Here is a 21,415-nt window from a genome sequence, read left to right on the forward strand (position 1 = left end):
CAAAGGTTAATTCTGGGGATTGAGTTAATTGAGAAGTCTTGGTTTTATTTAGTCGAATTGGCATTACCTACTTTTAAAGAACCACTCATCACAACCAATCGCTTTTCTTTGGTGCGGGAAGAAGACTTGGTGCGAGTGAATGTCTAAGTCCAAACACAACACTTTGTACTCATCACACAAATAAAACTATGTCACAGATTGAAGTCGCCCAAATTATTGAACAGATTAAACAAGAAATAGAAGTTGACGCATCAGGTAAAGCTAAAGCCAGTCTTCGGGCAACTGCAAGATTGGCTGGGGTTAGCGACAAAGCCATTGGTAAAGCATTAGAAAGCGCGAACCTGGAACCATCAAAATTAGCTGTAATGCTTATGGAGCAAGGTTTTGATTCCGCGAACCTGAATTTATGGCGTACTGATGGCATCCCCGACATAGCGATCGCTATCATCTTGGAATACTACGCCTTTGAAGCTGGCAGGTATTGTAACCCACAAGCAAGACTGGTCTGTCGTTCATTCAATACTATTGGTATTCGAGCCTGGATTCAAGAAAAGTTGGGCTGGACAAAGCCCCAAACTCAGCAACCAGAACAACCACCTGCTCCTGCCTTACCCCCAGTTGAGCAACGATTGCAGACTTTGGTTGAGTCGATGAAAACTTTGGCTGACCTCACCGGGGGCAAACTCAACCCCTACATCGAGCAGCATTTCAAAGATTTCGCCGCTAACTTATTAGCCGAACACAACAGACAAGCACTTTGCGCTACCTCTGAAAAATGGATGGGCGTGGTGAATTTTGCAGAAATCGAGCTTGGTAAAAAAGTACCTCTGCACGGTTCACATTATCGTGGTCATTTAGGTACTTGGGTTCGCACATTTTACCCACATTTAAGCGATCGCCAAGAAAATCGTTTGGTCAATGGCACTCAACAGTCAGTCTACATCTATGCTTGCCATGACTCTGCGATCGCTAAAGGATTAACCAAAGCAATCGAGGAGTTCTTCGCACATCCGAACCCAACAGCAGCACTAAGGCAGGCTGGGGCTTTTACCAACAAGAAGAGTATGCGGTTGGTCAAAAAGTAAAAAGCAACCGCCCGCGCGATCGCTTCAAATACCAAAGGAAAGAGTGGTTAAAACACCATTCACAAGCTAACACATTTCTTTACAAAACTTAAAAATTGCTTGACTTAGTTGCAATGCCTTCAAACTCAGGAGAACGAAAATATGCAACAACTCAATTTATTTCCCGAATCCACCCCAACCTTACCCGTCACCTATTACCCACAATTCCTAACCACTCAAGAAGCAAACGAACTCTATCAACACTGTCTGCACCTGCAATGGCAACAGAATCAAATACGAATGCTGGGAAAAACTACAGATATCCCTCGTCTTGAATGTCTGTACGGTGATAAAGGCTGTAATTACTTTTACTCAAAAAGCGTACTGCTCAAACCCTTACCCTGGACAGAAACACTTGCCGAACTGCGAGACAGAATTATCGCCTTCACCGGATACAGCTTCCGCATTGTTATAGGTAATCAGTACCGTACAGGCGCGGACTCGATTGGATGGCATTCGGACACCGATTCATCTATGGGACTTGACCCAGCGATCGCATCTATCAGTCTTGGTGGAGTACGCAAGTTTCAAATTAAGCCCATCGGTGGAAGTCCTACTGATTTTTGGCTGGAACACGGCAGTCTGCTGTTGATGCACCCAGGCTGCCAATCAACCCATGTACATCAGGTTCCGAAAACGACCAAAGTTGTCAGGACAAGAATCAATCTGACTTTTCGACCACACACTCTTGGCAGATAAAAACCACTTGTTCAATCACGCCTCCTTAATTGTTTTGAGTTTCAACCCAATTTTTCAGAATGGTGTAAAGTATTTGGACTTGGTTCAGATGTACTACTTAATTTAGTTTTTTAGCCAGTGTCAGTTTTCGCTCTAGCGGTATGGGTGCATACCGCTAACTTTTCCGTGCGTCTATTGGAGGAAATTATGAGTCTTGAACCACATCACTTACAAGAATGGCTAAACAGTGGCGTTGACGAAGATATCATCACGCTCAACGTGCGATCGCTGTCCGGCAATGAAATCTATGAATATTTATTGTATGCCCTACCTCAAACTGCCCGACGAAACGATGGACGGTTACGAGATGGGTACTTACTTCGATATGCTGCCATGACCAGTTCTTGGTGGTCAAACGGACTCGACCCTCACAACGACTGGCTACCAATGGAGTGGGGAAGGGCGAAGCCGGATATTCCCAGATTTGAGGAGGAAGAGACAGGCAGGGGGGAGGCTACTGTCAATTCTTCCCGTAAACTTATCAAATACGAATCCCCACCCAAAACCCCTAACCGCGTCACGTATTTTAGGGTTCCCCTGCACATCTGGCGAAAGATATCTATACGCTATGACGTGCCAATGCCCGATAACATTGTCATTACTATTGAAGGTGAAGCTTTGGGCTTCTGGGCTTGGGTCTTGTCACATTCAGAAATTCCAGTATTCCTAACAGAAGGCGAAAAGAAAGCTGGTTGTCTGCTGTCTTTGGGGTATGCAGCGATCGCACTTCCCGGCATTTGGAATGGTCGAGTTGGTAAAGAAGGTTTTGAACGGCTGCACCCTGATTTAGTCCCAATGGCGCAACAACAGCGCAAATTCGTCATCTTGTTTGATTACGAAACCAAACCCAAAACAAAATGGCAAGTATTCCAAGCCATCCGCCGCACCGCCAACGTCATCTTAGATGCTGGTGGAGAGTGTGAAGTGGCATTGTTACCAGGGCCAGAAAAAGGTATTGACGACTGGGTGGTGGCACTCTCGCATAAAGCCGAAAAAGCAGTGTCAGCCATGATTGCTGATGCTCTCACCGTGCAAGAATATCAAAAGCAGTTCTTCGCCAAGAAAACCAGAGGCTTACACAAGTATAAGCCGGATGTAACCGTTAATACCCGTTATTTGTCCGAGGTGATCAAATCCTTCCCAAAATCTGGGGTTGTTGGTTTGGCTTCAGATATGGGTACTGGTAAAACTGAACTTATGTCCATTGTCAGAAGGGATAACCCAGACTTGAGTTTTTTGAACAACGGGCATCGGGTGAACCTGCTCAAAAACCTCAGCGATCGCCTGCTTACCGCGATGTATTCAGCGATCGCTTGCGGAGACTGGGCAAGGGCTAAAGCTTTAAGCATCACCGTAGATTCTTTGTATAAAATGGCGAATAACTTGCAGGCTTACGATATTCTGTTCATAGACGAAGCTTGTCAATATCTCGCCCACCTGCTGAAGTCCAAAACTTGCAAGGAACACCGGGGAGCTATCTTAGAGGTACTGGAATATCTCGTATACAACGCCAAGCTGGTTGTTTTGGCTGATGCTCACCTGGACGATACGACCATCGATTTTTTCATGAAGATGCGACCAGAAGGTGAACAGCCATACATTATCAAAAACGAGTATCGCTCCGGTGGTCGTCAAGTCCACTGGTATGAGGGTGAAGACAGTAGCGCCATCGTTGCCCAAATCCATCTTCAGTTGATGCTGGGGAAAAAGCCGATGGTCGTTTCTGACTCTAAGCGATTTATCAAAAAGTTAGAACGTGCTTTGAATGAAGTAGCAGCACAGAGATCAATTCGCAATTCGCAGTTCGCAATTCGCAGTTTAAAGAATTGCGACTTGCGACTTGCAAATTGCGAATTGTTAGAAGATACACCCGAATCAGAAGACGATCGACAGCTTAGGATCTGGACTATTCACTCTGAAAATAGTGGTAGCGAAGAAAACGTCATTTTTATCAGAGAGATTAACACCGCCATCCAAGATATTGACGCGCTGTTAATCACTCCCAGCCTTGGCACTGGGGTTGACATCTCCACTTACCATTTTGATGTGATATTTGGGGTGTTTCATGCTGTCTCCCAATCAGCCACCGAATGCACTCAACAGCTTTGGCGGTATCGTCCTAACGTTCCCATGCACGTTTGGGTCGCTCCGCGTCCACCTTTTGGTTACGCCCAAACCAATGCCCGTCACATCAAAGAAAAGATTCTCCAGAAAAATGAGATGACCGCCTTTCTCATTCGTATTGACAAAGAGACGGGTAAACGTGGTGCTGAAAAAGACTGGGCGCTGGATACATCTTGCCAGATTGAAGCACAACGCAACTGGTCTATCAATAATTTACGCGCTGATTTGCGATCGCTCCTGACGGAAATGGGCAATACGATTGTCAGCGCCGGGGACAATATGGATGAAGCTGCGCGGCGTTTGATGAAAGCGGTGGGGAATGCCATTGATGCGGAATATTATCGTAACGTTGCCAATGCCAAGGACATCGACAGAAAGACTTACACAGCAAGACAGCACCAGGATTATCTTAAACCTGAAGAGGCGTTAGAATGCGAGAAGTTCCGCATCCAAGATACCTACGGGATGACCGTCACTCCTGAGTTGGTCGAGAAAGACAATGGTGGAAGGTTAATCAAAAAGATTATCGCACTTGAAGCAATCTTAGCAGCGCCCCTTGAAGCGATCGCCGACGAACACGGGCGAGAGTTTGTATCGCCGCCTTTTGTTGTGGCAGAACGAGATAGGACGGAACGAGATCGCTTGCCCATCTGCACCGACTGGGGTAATCATTCCACTTCTTGGTTAATGCGCCACCGATTGGGGTTACGCGCGATCTTAACTGATTTTATGGATGGGGTGGAGATTAAAGGCGATGAACCAATGATTCAGGCATTGGCGGATTTTTCTAAACGCAATGCACCCCATATTAAAGGTATCCTCAACTTGACCATCCCACTCGATGAGTCCCCGGTATGGATTTTGAGTCAATACTTGGGTCAACTGGCTTTAACTACCCTGTCCCGACGACCTACCGAAAATGGTCAACGGGTGCGTTACTATCGGCTTGACCCTGATGATGTTGCTTTTGCTCGGAATGTGTTGGTGTATCGGCAAGCACAGAGGGAAGAACGAGAACGGCGGCGGCAACAAGAGCAAGCGCAGAATGCGGCGTATGCGGCTAGGATGCAGTCTATGTATGGACTTGAAAGCAGAGGATCGGAGGCGCAGGGGAGCAGGGGAGCAAACTTACATCCATCCTCCCCTCTGCACCCCCGCACCCTTGCCCCCCGTCCTAATTCTGCCCCGTCCACACCCCCCATTATTGAAGATGGCAGTCATAATTGGGAGGGTGTGGACGGACAGGAAAATCCCACTGATTCATGGTGGCGACAGGTTAAATCTTATACTGCAAGGTTAATAGAACAGGTAGAAATGGGTGTTGATACGGTTCAAGAATTCTTCTCTACACTCACTTCGGATGAGCGATGGGGGGTGATGGTGCAAATGGAAGAAAACCAACCTCAGATGTTCTCTCAATTGGTGGCTGAGGCTCCCGATTGGGTGGAATGGATGGGTTGAGTTGCACCTGTTGAGGAAGAGGTCGTGCTGAGGAATAAGTTTGTTACCCATTTCCTGATGGATTAAACTCATCTTTCCAAAGGGCTATATCTTCCAAAACATTGATTCTGGTAGTTGCTCACCGCCAGCTTGTCGCCCTAATGTCGAATGAATTATTATAAATACAATTACCATTGGCACTGAAGCAAAATGCACAATTCTTAGTGCTTGCCAGTTGCCAAACATATCTACAATTCCAGGAAATTGAGCAGGTTTATACATACCTATACCTGTGAATAATGCCAATAACAGAACAGGAATAATAGATGTATAAACAATTCGATGCCAAGCATAAATTAGGCGTTGAGGATTTTGGCTTTTTTGTAATGCTTTCAGGTCATTAGTACCCACAAATCGGTGTCGCCAACGTCGAGTAATTAAAATATAAAGTCCATACCATAATAGATTTAAAGAAAATAACCACATAGCAGCAAAATGCCAGTTTCTACCTCCTGCCAACCAACCTCCTAAAGTAAATATGGGCGGAATGTGTAAACCAGAACGTCCACCAAACACAGGATTTGCGTTATAAATTCGTAATCCACTGGTGAGTAAAAGGAAGACGCTTATGATATTAACAGAATGAAAAATTTTAGCACCTATCGCTTGTTTGAGTTTTTTTCGTGTTTTTTGGGGAATAGTTGCACTCATATAAATTTAGGTAATCATCATCTACAGATTACTTTAAAATAGAGGTTCCTGATTTTAAAATAGGTAGAAATATTTCTCTAATTAGGAGTAGAAATTAGCTAAGAATGTTTAGCCTGCGCGATTACCAACAAGATTTAGTTTCCAAAACTTTTGCTGCTTGGAATAGTGGAATTAGAAAGGTACTACTGCAACTAAGCACGGGTGGTGGCAAGACAATTATCTTTGCCGCCATAGCATCTAAGATGACTGCCCAAAGTGAAGGTGTTTTGGTAGTTGCTCATAGAGAAGAGTTAATTCTCCAGGCGGCCGAGAAACTAGCGGCAGTGACAAAATTACAACCAGGAATTATTAAAGCTGGATACAAGCCGAATGATTCATTAATTCAGGTAGCGAGTATTCAAACTCTTTCACGACGAGAAACTTACCCAAAGGCGCAGCTTGTCATTATTGATGAAGCTCATCATTCTAGTGCGAATAGTTACCGCAAATTATTAGATGCTTACCCAGAAGCATTGATTTTAGGGTTAACTGCCACACCCAGACGTGAAGATGGCTATGGATTGCGAGATGTTTTTGACCACCTGATCAGCTCGATTTCTACTAAGGAATTAATTGCTTTAGGCCACTTAACAGATTACAAATTAATTGCTGGCTTTAAATATTCTCGACACAAAGTTCCGCTAAAACGCGACTTTACGCGTAAAGAATTAGAGGAAGTTGCTTCTGACTACAAGCCAACTGAGGTATTGAAGCAGTGGCAGAATTTTTGTAGTGGTCAAAAGACAGTAATTTTTGCTGTCAACGTCAAGCACTCTCAAGATATTACACAAGCTTTTTGTGCGAATGGAATCACTTGTGAGCATCTTGATGGCGAAACGAGCAACATTGAACGTAAACAAATTTTAGATAGATTCCGTAGTGGTCAAACACAGGTTATCAGTAATTGTGCAATTTTAACTGAGGGATTTGATTGTCCTGATTCCAGTGCCGCCGTCATTGCTCGACCGACTAGCAGCGTTACCTTGTGGTTGCAGATGATTGGTAGAGTATTACGTCCTGCGCCAGGAAAAGATTATGCAACTATTTTAGACATGACTGATAATTGGTTTCGGCTTGGCCGTCCATGTGACAACAGAAAATGGAGCCTTGAGCCAGTTTCTTGCGACCCAGATACTCAAGGAAGCAGGTGTTGTCCTTACTGCCACCATGTCTTCAAACCAATGCCTGATCTAATTCGCACCAAAGATTGCTTTAGTTATGAAAAAGCTGAATTTGTCATTCAATATGAAGTTGATTGTCCCAATTGTGGTAAATCTTTTAAGTGGGTATTAGAAGAACATTCTGTGGCAGAAAATCCTAAAATACCAATGATTATTTCTGATTTTGATATTCAGTTTAAAGAAGTACCGCCCGAAGTTCGTTTATTTTTCTTCACACCAATTATTGAAGCTAAAAAGCGTAAATTTAAAAATCTAGAAAAACAATTAGCTTTTTATAATTTTACGATTAGAGATTGGTTTTTAAATTGCCAAGAACTAAATGAAAATGAGCTAATTTATGCTATTGAATTACTAGGTTGTTCAGAAGAAATATTTGAATCCAGTATTGAATCTTTAGTTTACCGTGTTCGCTATGCCAAAGAATGGACAGACATCACTAAAATTATGTCTGAGCGTCCTGAAAGTATAAAAAAACTTATTTGGAGTAGATTTTCTAATTACGAAAAAAATAAGTTTAAAAATATGAAGGCAGATTATGAAAATGAAATTAATGAAATTCAGGAATGGCTAACCGAAGAAAATCTAGCATTAGTCGCAGATTATTTGTCAGATTGCCAAGACATAAACATGATTTCTTCTTTGTGTGAAATTTATCACAAATTAGTTATTAAAGCAGCCATTGACCGTGTGCCTCCAGATAAACGTAACCAAATCAGTCAATGGGTTGCACAATTAAAGAGGCGAACAGAATTTAGAAATTTGTATTTCCATTAATATCACAGGCCATTTTGATTCGGTTTGGGAGATATTCCAGGGAGTTCAGCCTGTGGACTCAGTACGGCAGATGTTAGCACGGTTAAGAGAAACTGTTGACCGTCACATCTGGGTTAGTCGGTATGGGATGGGGACTGTGGGCAATGGTTCAACTTCTATGGGTGGATTGTTGCGGAGTCAGGATATTGCAACCCAGGCGAATATTGCTCTGTTGTCTGCGGCTGACAATGACGATTATTCGTTTATTGACCAGAACTTTCAGCCCGAATCTTTGCAGACTTGGGGTAAGCGAGGTGCGGTCATTAACGTGGAAATGCGCCGTTACCAGGAATTTGTGCTGAAGGGTTTGGTAGCTGATGGCTATAAGATTATTGATGCCGACGATTCTGACCCTGACGAAACCAAGGAAGTTGTTAAAGAGGTGAAAGCAGCTTCCAAGGAATTATATTCTGGTCAATGCTTGGGGGTTTCTGAATCTGATGATGTTTCTGATGCCGAACTGAAGAAGTTGCAAGAAAAGCGGGTGAAGACTGAAGAAGAACGGTATCAGCAGCGAAAGGGTGAATTGTCCCGGCGTTATGAAGTGGAGGTTACGCCTGAATTAGTCGAAAAAGACGACGACGGCTGGTATCCTCAACTGCGTCTGCACTATTACTTGACTGTGGGGCGGCAGTTTTTAGTAAACAGGGACAGCAAACGGGTTAAGGGTTTGGCTGAAGCTGGGGAGAATTCGATTTGGAAACCAGATTTTAACAAAGGGCAGATGTTGTCTTCTGTGCGGTTGTTGGAAGAATTGAAGCTGTTGCAATTGCTTACGCCAGGGGTACGTTTGCGGGGGTCTGATGAGGAAATGCAGCAGTTGAAACGGGCGGCTGTTGAAAATCGTTATCTTATCAAGACTTGCTTGAACGTGACTGTTAGCGATAAGTTAACGCCCCTGGCGATCGCACAAAAGCTGTTGAACAAGATTGATTTGCGGTTGACTTACGTAGGAAGGTTGGGGCCAAGAGGAAAGCGGGAATGTGTATATAAGTTTGTTGCTCCTGATGATAGGCGGAATGTGATTTTTGAGAAGTGGTTAAATCGGGAGTTGGTGTCAGTCACTAGTAATATAGGTATACCAACACCAATCACTGACACAATACCACTCCCCGTTATTGAGGATATGGAGGGACAGGAAAACTCTACTGATTCTTGGTGGCAGCAGGTCAAGTTTTACGCTGCTGGTTTCAAGGAACGAGTGAAAGATGGTGTAGAAGCGGTTAAAGAGTTCCTCTCCACCCTTACTCCTGACGAGCGTTGGGGTGTGATGTTGGCGTTTGAGGAGCAAGAGCCTGTGATGTTTGGGCAGTTGGTGGCATCTGCCCCTAATTGGGTTGAGTGGATGGCGTAGGTTTTAGGGCAAGAGAGTGATCGCCTAAATTCTCCAGCATACATAATAAAACTGATTGCAGGAGACAATACCTTAGCCAATTTACGAGGGTTCAATGCCTGTGGAAACGGGATGAATACGTCCCAGAGAAGTAAGCTTGGCAAAAATTTGCGCTAATAAAATAGGCTCAGGCTTTTGAGGAAGTATTTTTAGCATTTCACGGACATATCGAAAACCACGGTAATAAGCTTTCAGGTCAATAATGCTAGAACCAGGATTATGTTTACGGAAATCAGCGAGAAGATGATGGGATAAATTGACCATAAAGAATGCAAGATTAGCAGCATTAGTCACAGCAGTTTGGCTCAGATTCATAAAATCTTCCAAGCCCCAGAATTGCTTGGCATCCCGAAAATTAAACTCGATTTGGAAACGAAGTTTGTAATAGTCAATAATTTTCTCAGCCGTCAAATCTAAGTCGCTGGAAAATAAAATTACATGGCTACGTGTATTAGCTTTAAGATTAGTTTTAATTAAAATAACTACATTGAGAGACTGAGCAAATTCTTTGTGAAGAAGAGTAGCTTGATAAATATCAGTTTGAATCTCATCCTCAATAGCACTTTTACATAAATATTTGTCAGGTAGATTACGATAATCTAGCTTGTCACCGTATTTACGACGAGAACGTTTATTCGAGTCAGGATTTTCATAAGGGATGTATAATGCTGAATCATGGCGCAGCTTGGAAATTATATGCAAGTTAACTTGTCGTGCCATCTGCAAAGCATTGTTGTTCCCAAAATGACCATCTACTACCAAGTACGTCAAGGGTATAAAGTTAGCTACTAGCTCGAATAGTGAATTAATCATCTTTTGAATTAGCAATAATTCAGATGTCAATATCACTTCGGTTTTGTTCTTGTTTTTACTGCCTTTTGGTCGTCCTCTTCCACGCTTTTTTTGGGTTTTGACTTTTTTGATTAGTTCCGTATTATTTATCTGAGTATCGCTTTTGATAACCTGTTCTATTTTAATTGGAAATGACTGTCTTCCTGACACACTTACTAATGACAGCACAAAGAAAGATAAACCATTTATTGGTTTACTTGCTAGGCTAGAAAAAAATCTATCCACCCCGTAAGTCTGGTTACCCGACTTACTGACTACAACTTCATCTCCTGCCAGCAAGTACACATCCTGATCTCGCCACAAATGTTTACGAAAAAACAGCCAAAACAATGTTGCCCAAGGTATGACTGTTGAAAAAAATCTCCCCATTGTCCGATAGCTACCGTGTTCCCCTGTCCAACGGGCAATTCCCCTCATCGTGACTCGACCACTCATCGCTAACATTGCCAGGATGATTTGGTTTAATTGCCGCATCGTTGTCGCATTTATCTGCGTTAGCAAGCATCTTCCACAATGATAAAATATCGGGCATGGGCGGCCAGTAGTTTTTGAGTTGTCGTTGTGAGAGACAATAACTCTACTACGAAACGCCCTACCTCTTCATGCTCTTATTTTGGCAACGGTATTGAGGAGATCGCTACTTTTTCTATCTTTAGTATTTATGTACTATACTTAGATGCGTTCGCCCTGATATAAGGTTTCAATACCTCATTTCTAATGATTAGAAGTCAACTTAGCTTTCACTTCCTGAATGCGCTGCTGTGTGCTTCTAAAATATGTTTCTTTACCAAGTCCTGCCTTGTAAAGTTCTGCTGCTTTTTCGTAAGCTGTGATCGCTTCTTGCTCTTTTCCTGGTAAGAGAGCTAATGTAAAACCTAGAGCATAGTAAGCATTGGCATTGTTAGGTTTAATAAGAATAGCCTTTTCATAATCTTTAATAGCTTCATCGTGCTTTGCAAGAGCAGAATAAGCAATTCCTCTGCTAATGTAAGCATCTACATAATTAGGATTAAGTTCACCAATCACTTTGTTGTAAGCTTTGATCGCCTCTTCTTGATCATCTGGATTTGACTTGGTAGAGTAAGCAATTCCTCTATTAACATAAGCTTGAACACTTTGAGACTTTGTAGGAAACATTTCCAGAGCAGTAGTGTAATCCTTAATAGCAAAACCTATGTAGTTTTTGTATGGGTCTTTGTCTGGGTATTTGTTTCCTAATCTAAAGTAGGCAATACCTCTATTAATATAATCATCTACACTGTTGGGCTTTTTCTTAATCAGATTTTCGCTAGCTTGTTCTTCTCCCCTACCATAAAAATCTCCGGCGATCGCTTGTAGGGGTGTTATCGGTGTGGGAGATGCTTCACTAGTGAGAGTTTGTTGTTCAACTGACTTATCTAGTGGAGCACCCTCGCCAACGCCTTTGCATAAATGCTTATCGCTCTCAGCGACATTGGGGTTGTTCTCTAGATATCTTCGCACTAAGTCGCAAGCTTGAGAAATTAGTTGTTGTTCATCAATTTCCCACAGGCTAACCTGATGTTCTCCAAATGTTACTAGCTGACCGTTGGTAGTAAATTGAAAAGCCTTAGCGGCGAACTTCTGGTCTGATTTTTGTCCATAGATGGTGTTGAATTTGTCACCTGAAACATCCCACACAATTAACTGACTGGCTACCTTGTCTTTTGCATCTTCTCTAATTCCTGCTAATAGCTTGCCATCGGAACTAAACCTAGCACGCTCAATCTTATCATCTTGTATTAAGTCAAGTTGATTCCCCGAAATATCCCATAGTCTGAGTGTTTTTGCGCCAACAGTTACTAGACGCTTTCCATCGGGGCTGAACGCGATACTGTTAATTTCGCCTTGCTGCGTTTGGAATGCTCTAATCTTGTCACCTTGTAATGTATCCCACAGCTTAATTCGACCAGGGGGATCGATTTGGGTCGTTGCCAATTTCTTGCCATCAGCACTCAACGCAATACTTGTAATTTGTTCTTGCTGTTGCAAACTAATTAATTCGCTATTGCTATTAAGAATTATCTCCTTGAACTGGTCGGTTTCAAAATTCCACAGCCTGACTGTGTGTGATTTTCTTTTGGTGAATTTGCCTTTTTTTGTTTCCTTTTTTGAGTCTTTAATATTAACAGTAAGTAGAATTTTGCCATCTTCACTCCAAGTAACCCAACTGACCTGCTGCTTTGGTTCATTCTCGTTGAGTGGTACAAACTGCTGACCCTCACTATCCCATAATTTTACGTTAGAATCTTCGTCAACAGTTAACAAACGGTTACTGTTAGGCATGAAAGAAATATAGGTATACTTTCCTCTTGCCAAGTTTGTTTCGGAAATATTTTTAGGTAGGAAGCCATAACTTTCTTTCCATTCCCGTATCAGAAGCTGATCTTTGTTTTTTAGGGTTGCCAGTAGCTTACCATCAGAACTAAGCGCGAAACTATCAGGCTTCTGTTCTTTTAAAGAAAATGGGATAGGTTTCTTTTTGGAGATATCCCACAATCGAACAGTACCATCTTCTCCACCAGTCAGAAGTGAATTACTATTCTGGGGATCGAATACAACACTTTGAATGTTCTTCTGGTGAGTATCGAATTCGAGAAACGGCATTTTTAATTGATCAAATTTCCATAGTTTGACCTTACCATCCTCGCCTGCCGTAGCAAAGAATAGGTCATTTGGGCTAAACGCCACACTATTCGCTTTAGTTTCAACCCTTTGCGGCGAAGCCAACGGATCTTTCCGAAATTGGACATTAGAATTCTGTTGGTAGTCAATGGAAAGTAACTTGCTGAACTTGGAATCAAACACCACGTCCTTGATTTTACCCAAATCTGTGTTCTCTGGTTTAAATTCAGGTTGCCCTTGAATGTTCTTAAACTGCTGGGTGTTCGGCTGCTCAAACGACAGATACCCAAGATCACCGCTTTCTCCAAACACTGCCAGTTGTGTGCGATCAGGGTCAAATATAATTCGTTGAATAGGCTGATCATTCTTAGTTTTAGGGTTTTCCTTGACATTCCATTGCGGATACGCCTCATCAAGAAGTTCACCCGAAGTGTTCCACAGTGTGATATATCCTTTTTCGGTTCCCACTGCGAATTCCTCGCCACTTGGACTGAATGCCAGGCTGATGGCATTTCCATATTTCTCGGCTTGGATCGAAAACTGGAGTACCTGCTTACTGGATTCCAGATCCCATAATCGAATTGTCCGTCCTCCGGCAATCACCGCCACTTGCTTTTTCGTAGGATTGTACGCCATGTTTCCGGCGATCGCATTGTTGACATATGTATCCTGGGGTTGAATTGTGTTGTCGATGGAACCTGAATTATTCAACAGTGTAATCGCATCATCTTCACCAAAAATTGCTAGTTTATTATTTACACCGAATGCCATGCCATAGACAATCTTTGGTAGCGTTCCTGTTTCAGTATTTGACTGCTTATTAAATGCTCTATACTCTTGGATGACAGTTTGTTCTTTCTGTTCTTTTATTTCCCAGAATTTTACTGTGTTATTCTCTCCACCTGTGGCGAGCTTGCCATCTTGAGTAAAGGCGACGCTCTGAACATTGACCTGACCTGTGCTAATCGTCTTAAGTGGAGTTAATTTATCATTATTAGTCTGCCATAATGTAATTTTTTCACCCTCATCAACAGTGACGATTTGATTTGGTTGTTCTTGATTTTTGCTTGGTCGGAATGCTACACCATAGCTATTTTCTCTTTGATTATTTTCTCTTTGATTATTTGCTGACTTAAATATCAGCTTTGGTTGCCCATTTTTTGGTATTTGCATCTCCCAAACCTGGGCTTCGTAATAACTATTACGCATTTTATCTTGAAGAAAACTAACCACAGCTATCTGTACTTTGTAATCATCACCAACCTTGTCTTCTTGTTTATTTTTAGGTGGAAATGATATATCTGTTACATTAAAATTTGGAGATGTTTCTTTTATTTCAAATGGTTTAGATGTTTCGATTGCTCCTTTTTCGTCTACTTTCCAGAGCTTGATTATTTCCCCACCTCCAGTTACCAGCCAATTTCCATCTGGCGTGAATGCCAAAGTAGAAACATTCTGGTCTGCCGGAAATGTCGCCATTTGTTTTCCGGCACTGTTGAACAGCCGAATAGTGTTAAGATTTCCCGCGATCGCCAATAAATCTTTTGTGGGATGCAACGCTACACTATTAATTACTGCGCGATCCAATTGCAATCGATCGCGCTCCTTTGCCGCATAAATCGCTTTATACAATGTTCCTCGAACTTGTGTTCTTTCTAATTCTGAGTTTCCTACCTTGATCCAAGAAGTATACGGTATAATATTGGACTCTTGATTTCTAGGGAAAATACTTAATAGCCAATTATCAAACGTCTTTCTTGCCCGCAAAATATCCGTGAGTGCTTCTAGGTCACGGTTTGCCTGTAAGTTTGCCTCTGCGGATTGTCGAGATGTCCGAACTTGCTCAATCAGCGTGTTTCGTTGTTCATTCAAAGCCCAAACTGTCAGTAGCAATACGGCGAATCCGACAATGCTCAGAAAACCATTTCTCACTACCTGACTCTTCTCGCGCTTAATCAGGCTTTGCAGTACAAAGTCTGCTTCTGTTTTGTTCAACCAACTGTCTTTAGCAGTCCGCAATTTGCCTAATTGCAGACCCAAAACTTCTAGTCGAGACTCTTTATCCCAAAGGCGATCGCTTGATCTTAAATGTTGTGTATTATTAGATTGCGTTGGTGAAAGCTCTGTTTGTGCTTTTGCCTCTTTGGAGAAAAAATTCTTTAGCCCTGGCTTGGCTGTTTTTTGGACAGTTACAGTGGTATTACTCTCAGTTGTCTCCTGATTGGAAGGCAAATTCTCTGAGGCTGTCTCGGCTGTTTCCTGAACCAACTTGATATTCTTGCCAGAAGAAGCACCATTTTTTGATGCAGCAAAGCTCTGTTGTCGCTTTGCATTCTTTATCTGTTGCTTATTTAATCGCTTCAACTCGCTTTTAACCCCGAATTGCTCGACAGTCCAATCGAGACTTTTTCCCAAAGCGTTAAGAAGATGCTGGTAAAAATGCAAAGGCTTTTCGCTATTTTTTAGTTTTTGCCAGTCATTAATATCTGGAATGACGCGATCGCGCAGAATGATACTTCCCTTTTCTTCTTGAATCCATCTTTGTAATTGCTCCCACTTGAGAATCAGTGCATCGTGAGCAGGTTCAACATATTCTTTTTTTGATACTAAAAGTCGGGCTTGCTCAAAGATATCAATAACTAGATTAAGCTGTTCCGATTTTTGACGATTGTAACGCTCATCATACTTTAGTTCTTGTTTGAGAACTCGTCTGCGGGCTATTTGATTACCATCCAGAGTCACCATACGTAGCATCAACCATTTGACCATTTCTTGTCGAGCCTGGGCAATTAATTTTTCTACTTTCAGAGGTTCTCCCTGTGCATCTTTTTCTATAACTTTTTTGCCGTTCTTTTCAACATACTGATGTACTAGATTGTCATACTCTTCAGTAGCTCGTTTTGTTAGCGCACCTGGTACACCATTCACGCCGAGGCTTTCATAATCCTCCCAAGTGATTTCCCGCTTAGGTGTTTTCCCTGCTTCTTTATCATTCACATACCGTCGAGCAAAGTTGCGATACATGGTGTATAGCGCAAATGACAGCAGTGGTAATGCTCCTGGCGTTCCTGCAACTTCATCAACTATTTGTTGTATTAGAGGACGTTGAATCTTTCTCTTTGGATCTAACTCTGAGGTAAATAAAACAGCCATTTCTTTGGCAGGTTTTTCAATTGCTTCTTCCAACTCTTCGCGCTCCATAGCTCGGACAATGAATTTTGCAGCAACCCAATCGCTCAGAAATTGAGCATCTTTGTTAGATTTGGATTGATTATATTCATTGATAGCGGATTCAAATTGACCACGTACTATTACTTCAAAGTCTTCTCTCAGAGTAATAACAATCTGCAAATTTTTTGCTGGGGTTTTCAATTGCTCAATGAGTATTTGCCAAAATTCTTTCCTCTTTTTCTTATCGTGACATTGGGTTTCGATTTCCTCAAATTGATCAATGATTAGCAGGCGTTTTGTTTCGCCAGGAAGCTGATTTAACTCTTCTAATGTTTTGTTAAAAATATCGGCAGGCGATTGACCAGGACGCATTTGGGCGACAATATTTAATTCTTGGGATGATTGTGACGGTACAGGTTTTTGGAACTTCTCCTTAAACTTGGGGATGAGTCCTGCTTTCACAAGACTCGATTTGCCTGAACCAGATGCACCCACAACAACAGTTAGCTGATGAACCGCTACATGATTAAACAATTCTTCTGTGACTCTTTTTCTACCGAAAAAGCAATCTTTATCTTTTTCTGTAAAGGGCTCTAAGCCTCTGTAGGGGTTGTTTTCATGGTCAGCAGTTACATCTGGATCTTTTGGCAGTTGCTCTCTAACTTTTTCAAAGTCATTGAGAAGAAAGACAAATTCCCCTCCTTCATGTTTGCCAGGAACTTTGAATCGCTGCGGAGTTTGGCGGTTTTCTGTTTGACTCGTTCTATTAGTAACATTGCTGAGGTATGTCTCAAGCTCGGATGTCGTAATGATTTTATCTCCACCTGTTGGAAACATATCGGCTTTACCATCAACTAAGGCATCATGTAGACACTTAACAAATGGAGAGTTTGATGTTTTTCCTGAACCACGAGTATTCTTTGTTAGCTGTTGCTCTGGGTTGAGTTCGATCGGCTCCCCATCGTTTGCTGTCTCATTTTCGTCAGAGGAGGTGAGAATAAACCAAGCTTTTTTGTTGATGTAGTTATCTAAAACAGTTGGGTAAATTTTATCCAGTAAAGCCTCTCGTGTTTTATCGAGTGACCACTGAACTGAACCTGCATAACAACAGTCTAGGATAATTAAACAATGGCGGCATGAGATTTTGCCCAACCAATCAAGTAATTGATCCATAGATAGATAATTCTTGCGGCCCTCCATCTCGGCATCAAAGGGAATGAGATAGCCGCGAGGTTTGCTTTTAGTTTTTTGCTGGGACTCATCTTTTGTTTCCTGACCATGCAGTGCAATTCCGTGTCCTGCATAGTAAAAGATTAGGCGATCGTTTGCCTTAACCTCAGTTTCTAGTGTTTTTAAGTGTTCCTTAATTCCATCAAAGGTAGCACCCCCATCCGTGAGTATGTGGGGCTTGATATTTTCTCCAGAACGTAGACGTTTCTCGTCAAAGAGTTTATAAATTTTTTCAGCATCGTTTACTGCATTGTCAAGTGTACCAATTGGGCTTTTGTAGTTATTAATTCCGATCGCTATCACATGAGTTGTATCAAACCATTTTGTGGTTCGAGTTTCATGGTTTGGATTAGATGGAGACGAAACTTGAGTAGATTCTAGGGTTGGAGAAGGGGGTGTTTGGCATACAATATCTATCTGGACGGAACCGCTTTCATTTGTGGATGCACTCGTTTGTGTTGGTACATTCTTAAAAGTCGTGGTGGTGCTACCAAAAGATACCGAGGCAGAAGGCGGACTACTAGGCCGTGAAGGTTCGGGCGGATAGTCAAAGGCACGACCAATTGCATTAGCGATCGCATCCAATCCTTCTGCTTGTCGGAAGTAGGAAAGGTGATCACAGGCGATTGGCGCAGGAATGTAAGCAGCAGGCGCTCGACCTTTTGGCACATCAATAATGCTACTAACAGCAACAGCAATATCGTTTTCTGCATCTCCAAAGGGAAGTGCGATCGCTCGGCGCATATTTTTCTTCAGAGCATTTAATAACTGTTTCACTTCAGAGGCTTGATCGATTAAGGCGGTGCTTCCCGCAATGATGCTGTAGGGACACTTGGGATCAGTAAACGCTTTGAGTTCATTGATAAATGAAGATTTGGTAGTGTGCATTTCTCGCAGTGTTACACTCATCGCCTCAACCAATTTCTCCAATAGTGAAGGTACAAGCGGTACTGAGGAGAGATTTAACCCAAAAGATAGTAAGGTAGTTGCTAAGTCATGCACCGTTGCCCACGGAGAACCGCCATTAGGAGTGCCAACCATAATTAAATGATTGACTACTTGATTGCCGTTGCCTTGTTCAATAAAACTTCGGGACACCAAACCCCCCATTGAGTGCGCCAAAATATGTAATGTCTTGCCGTGGTTTGGTTCCAGCCCCACCTCTGCGAGTTGCCGTTTCAGTTCCTTAGCCGTGTCTTCGATGGATGTATTCAAACTTTCGTAATCAAACGCCAACACTAGGTCATACAATTTCTCTAAAGATTTGGACTGCCCATTTGCATTCACTTTGGCATAGCGCACACTGGGAATCATGCTTTCTGTGTCGCCAATGATACCGTGAACGTAGAGAAGAATATTTTTGGCTTTGGCAACGGCTGCTTTCACAGTGTCCACATCTTCTTTGTTGGTGTAGCTAACCGTGCCGTCCGGTTTGAGGGTGGCTTTCCTTAACCAAGCATAAGAAGACTTTCGACCTAGACTATCTAACACAACCTTACGAAAACATATCTGGATAGCTTGACGAATTTCGCGTTCTTTAGTGTTTAAAGGCTGAGGCTGACACAGACGTTCAATGTTAATCTCAGTCTTGCCGTTTTTCGTTTGCCCAATCCCCAAGGGAAAGTAAAACTCACCATCATGAGCTACAGCTAGAATCAGTTCATTCGGCTTTAAGGAGCGATCAACCGAAATCACCATTGGTGAGTCTGGTTTTACGGCATCGATTGTCGATGGATTGACCTCTAATTCCAACACACTCGCGTCTTCACCTACACTGCGACTCGTCGAAAATTGGAACGCTTCCGTATAACCTAGAAGGGCAGGTAATGCGATGCTGCTCATACTTCGAGTTGTGGATGAAAGCATTTTGAGGGTCGCAGTTGCTTGTAGTCCCGGCGGTGTCGTAACTCGAACACCAGCAGAGAGAACCTTTTCAGTTTGTGGGGTCAATTCGACACTATCTTTCTCTCGAACTATTGTCAGCATGATCTGCTTTGTCATCCAGTCACTAACTGGTGGCTCAGTGAGCATTTCGCGGGACTTTTGATCCGCAAGTAACAAACTATTCTGCTGAAAGTGCGAAAGATTTGTTAAGGGTTCCGTACTGATGATGAGTTTGAGAACGTCCTGATATTCCGTAAAGCCTTGGTCGATTACTTCTTGTGGTATCACGAATGGGATATCCTCAAAAGTTGCTCCTGAACGCGCTTGCCCTCGTGCCTGATATATTTGTTCTGGGTGAAGGCAAATCCATGCCCCGTCACCACCTTCAGGAAAAACCTTGAGAATGCTCACCGCATAGCTGTTGGAAATGTCCAAAATAGCACAGTAGAGCGGTTGTTTTAGTTGTTGAGGGAGAGTATTTTTAAGTTTCAGCCGGATCTTTGGGTATTGCTTACCTATATATTCCAGCCGCACATCGGAATTAGTATAAACCTTGTCGTTGTAGGTGATTTCAATCTCGATCGCATTCTTCGGAATATTGGAATTAGGGTTTTCTAATTGCCGTGTTTTTGTCCATCGGGCAATGTGTTCTACTTGCTTGACAGCTTTATTTACGTCATATTCGCCATTTAGTTCGACGATGGAAACCACTAGCAAGCGATCGCTGGTATCCGTAATTTCAAACTGCTGTTTCCGGGCGTAGAGGCGATACTGATGGGATTTGTGGCGATCGCGTTCTGTTGCTACAAAGAGCGAATTTGCTAGCTTTTCTTCTACTTGCGCTAATGCTTGGGCATCACCTTCCAAGTAAAAGCTTACAGTCGGCAAAGGTCGCTTAGTTAAAACGGCTTTGTAAGTACAATCTTTTGAAGGTTCAGACTCAGAGATGAACTTCACGACACTTTCTTCTAGCCGAACATCTGTAATTCTCACGTCGCCTAGTTTCCGGGACTGGCTTTTGATTTCATCAACAGTACAATTTTCTGGATAAATAGCCAGTTCACTGTCTACTTGCAAAAATTGCGATACGCCGCCATTAATGATCCATTCTGCGGATTGTTGATCTGGTATTTCGCAGCGATAATTCAGATTAAAGTATGGCTCTCGTGGTGTAATGACCTCTGGATCACCCAAAAAAGCTATTCCGTCCAATTCCTGGGGACTCATAGCAATCGGTTCAAGCTGAGGCGTTTGATCTCGTCTGCGACCATGAACTCGACCTTTAACTTCATTGAGCAAGTCATTATAGGACAGCGCAGCGTTGAGACTGTTTAACTCCTTGAGGAGAAAGTAAGAGAACAGTCCTCGGCCTTTGCCATGTTCATCGTTAATTTCTTTTGCCGTCTCTGTATAAAGGCAAGCAGATATGAAGACGTGTTGCCCTTGAGGAAATGTCCCATGTTTTAGGTCTTGGGCGATCGCTAAATCAGAAGCAAAGCAAAACTCATGATATGCTCTTGCCGGACGGCTATCTGTGGGCAACCGCCGAACTCTCTCTTTGCTGTCTGTGTCTCTAGTGCCAGAACTCGAATGACAACAATCAAACACAACAAGAATGTGGGGTTGTTTTTTCGCTACTTTGGCAATCAGATACCGCAATTCTTTATCGGCTAAATCTCTAATTTCATTGCCATTTTCGTTTGTAGTTCGGCTGTCATAGCACACAATTGTCTCCAGCTTTTTTTTACCTGGTTCTTTGTCATACTCTAAAATATGGAATTCTTTTCCTGCCAGTTCTTGTGAGCCATGACCGCAGAAGTAGAACAGAACCACATCATCTTTACCTGCGAGGCAGAGGTGTTTTTCAAACTCGTCAATCACAGCTTGTCGAGTTGCCTGCTGATCAATGAGTTTTTTAATGTGAATTTGATACTTTAGACGAGTATTGAGAAATTTTTCGACCGCTTCGATATCATTCACGCATCCATTCAGGCTATCTCCAGGATTTGGATATTTATCGATGCCAACAAGAAGTACGTAGATATTACGAGTCATAAATTTATTTCCAAATT

9 protein-coding genes are annotated in these 21,415 nt (G+C 42.5%); 6 read left to right on the forward strand and 3 right to left on the reverse strand.

Features of this window, described 5'->3' with window-relative positions; genetic code table 11:
• Window positions 1-12 precede the first annotated feature (12 nt).
• From H6G77_RS36035 to H6G77_RS32075, 4 genes are all read left to right on the forward strand, one after another.
• The gene (locus H6G77_RS36035) at window positions 13-147 is read left to right on the forward strand and encodes a DUF1392 family protein (protein WP_277880714.1); all 135 of its coding nucleotides are present in this window, start codon (window positions 13-15) and stop codon (window positions 145-147) included.
• Between the two features lie 41 nt (window positions 148-188).
• Complete coding sequence (locus H6G77_RS32065; protein ID WP_190873754.1) at window positions 189-1,085, forward strand: hypothetical protein; 897 nt, start codon at window positions 189-191, stop codon at window positions 1,083-1,085.
• Between the two features lie 141 nt (window positions 1,086-1,226).
• Entirely contained in the window at window positions 1,227-1,823 is a 597-nt protein-coding gene (locus H6G77_RS32070; protein WP_190873755.1) for an alpha-ketoglutarate-dependent dioxygenase AlkB, read from the forward strand.
• Between the two features lie 186 nt (window positions 1,824-2,009).
• Entirely contained in the window at window positions 2,010-5,447 is a 3,438-nt protein-coding gene (locus H6G77_RS32075; protein WP_190873756.1) for a plasmid replication protein, CyRepA1 family, read from the forward strand.
• Between the two features lie 84 nt (window positions 5,448-5,531).
• Here the strand turns inward: H6G77_RS32075 and H6G77_RS32080 are convergent, their stop codons facing one another.
• A complete protein-coding gene (locus H6G77_RS32080) occupies window positions 5,532-6,137 on the reverse strand; it encodes a cytochrome b/b6 domain-containing protein (protein ID WP_190595316.1) in 606 nt (201 codons plus the stop codon).
• Between the two features lie 104 nt (window positions 6,138-6,241).
• Between H6G77_RS32080 and H6G77_RS32085 the strand changes: the two genes are divergently transcribed.
• Both H6G77_RS32085 and H6G77_RS36040 read left to right on the forward strand, forming a co-directional pair.
• Window positions 6,242-8,131, forward strand: a complete 1,890-nt coding sequence (locus H6G77_RS32085; RefSeq protein ID WP_190873757.1) for a DEAD/DEAH box helicase — start codon at window positions 6,242-6,244, stop codon at window positions 8,129-8,131.
• 52 nt (window positions 8,132-8,183) lie between these two features.
• Window positions 8,184-9,524, forward strand: a complete 1,341-nt coding sequence (locus tag H6G77_RS36040; RefSeq protein WP_190873758.1) for a hypothetical protein — start codon at window positions 8,184-8,186, stop codon at window positions 9,522-9,524.
• 81 nt (window positions 9,525-9,605) lie between these two features.
• Here the strand turns inward: H6G77_RS36040 and H6G77_RS32095 are convergent, their stop codons facing one another.
• Window positions 9,606-10,889 carry a transposase gene (locus tag H6G77_RS32095; RefSeq protein ID WP_396020694.1) on the reverse strand — a complete coding sequence of 428 codons (1,284 nt, stop codon included), beginning with the start codon at window positions 10,887-10,889 and terminating at the stop codon, window positions 9,606-9,608.
• Between the two features lie 240 nt (window positions 10,890-11,129).
• Window positions 11,130-21,398, reverse strand: coding sequence for a caspase family protein (locus H6G77_RS32100; RefSeq protein WP_190873759.1), 10,269 nt, complete (start codon window positions 21,396-21,398; stop codon window positions 11,130-11,132).
• Between the last annotated feature and the right edge of the window lie 17 nt (window positions 21,399-21,415).

The sequence above is a fragment of the Aulosira sp. FACHB-615 genome, assembly GCF_014698045.1.
GTDB lineage: Bacteria > Cyanobacteriota > Cyanobacteriia > Cyanobacteriales > Nostocaceae > Nostoc_B.